Raw genomic sequence first — 1,539 nt, 5'->3', positions numbered from 1 at the left:
TTCATATTATTGATCCTTTTTTCTAAAATTATATCAAAACTCAATAAGTATTATATTATTCAGCAGAAACTTCTTCTTCATCTATTTCTTTTAGTGGTTTTGCAACCACTTTTGCAAGTATCTCAACATAACATTCTGTAGTACCCGTTGCTTTTACTGCATCAAGTGCTTTGATGAGTTCATCATACGCTATTACTTCTGCTGTATCTGGAGTTGCACCTACTTTACAGTCGAAATCCCAGTATGTCATTTTTGCATCATCAAGTTTCTTTTTCTTTTCACGTTTTACATATTTGCGTATATCATGTTTTACTGCTTCAAGTACACGATCTTCATGTTTTTTTTCATCTGTAAGTTTAAATATTTTTTTCATACTAATTATCCTTCTGATTTGTTTCTATTACGATTTCTATTTCTGTTGTTACTTCTAGCACCATCACGGTTACCACCATTGTTAGCATGTGAGCTATTGCTGCGAGGTTTATTGCGTGAGTTACCACCACTGTTGCCGCGACCATTTCCTCCACCTCTACCATTTTGAATAGGCTCAGCTTTGATGTTAGGATCTGGTCTAAATGCTTCAATGTCTACTTTTTCAATGTCAGACTTAATGAACTTTTCAATGTCTTTAAGCAACTTATGTTCATCTACACATACAAGAGAAACTGCCTCACCACTCTGCCCTGCACGACCTGTTCTACCTATACGGTGAACATAATCTTCCGGTACATTTGGAAGTTCATAATTTACCACATGAGGAAGCTGGTCTATGTCTATACCCCTTGCTGCGATGTCTGTAGCTACAAGTACACGGATCTCATTTGCTTTGAAAGAGGCCAAAGCTTTTGTTCTGGCTCCCTGGCTTTTGTTTCCATGTATTGCCGCCGCAGAGACACCATACTCTTCAAGCTGTTTAGTCAATTTATTTGCACCATGCTTCGTACGTGTAAAGACTAAAACCTGTTTCCAATCTTTTGCTTTAATAAGCTGAGAAAGTAATTCTCTTTTTCTTCCCTTATCAACGAAGTGTACCACTTGAGATATCTGATCAGCCGTCTTGTTTTGACGTGCCACTTCTACAAGAACAGGGTTTTTGAGAAGTCCTGATGCCAACGTTTTGATCTCTGGTGAGAATGTTGCTGAAAAGAGAAGCGTTTGTCTCTTTTGCGGCATGAGTTTCATAAGCTTTTTGATGTCATGGATGAATCCCATGTCAAGCATACGGTCAGCTTCATCTAGAATGAGACATTCAAGCGCAGAAAAATCAATACCTTTTTGTCCTGCTATATCTAGCAGTCTACCCGGAGTAGCGATAACGATATCGACACCCTTACGAATAGTTGCCAATTGAGGATTGATGCCAACCCCACCGAATATAACTGTAGAAGTGTAAGGCACATGTTTACCATATGTCTTTATGCTCTCAGCTACTTGTGCTGCAAGTTCACGTGTAGGTGTAAGCACCAAAGCACGTATCTGTTTTTTCTGCATTTTTGGTTGTGTTTGAGCAAGTCGCTCAAGAAGTGGAAGCGTAAAACC

General features: G+C 38.9%; 2 protein-coding genes. Both read right to left on the bottom strand.

Going from position 1 to position 1,539, the window contains the following annotated elements; genetic code table 11:
- Positions 1–55 precede the first annotated feature (55 nt).
- Complete coding sequence (locus ABZC96_RS09930; protein ID WP_373030837.1) at positions 56–373, bottom strand: DUF6172 family protein; 318 nt, start codon at positions 371–373, stop codon at positions 56–58.
- A gap of 5 nt (positions 374–378) precedes the next feature.
- On the bottom strand, positions 379–1,539 hold a 1,161-nt coding region (locus tag ABZC96_RS09925), incomplete at its 5' end, for a DEAD/DEAH box helicase (RefSeq protein WP_373030836.1).

Source organism: Sulfurovum sp., from assembly GCF_041551015.1.
In the GTDB taxonomy this organism is placed as follows: Bacteria; Campylobacterota; Campylobacteria; order Campylobacterales; family Sulfurovaceae; genus Sulfurovum.
The sequence above is the reverse complement of the archived record's forward strand: the minus strand, read 5'-3'. Positions and strand labels throughout refer to the sequence as shown.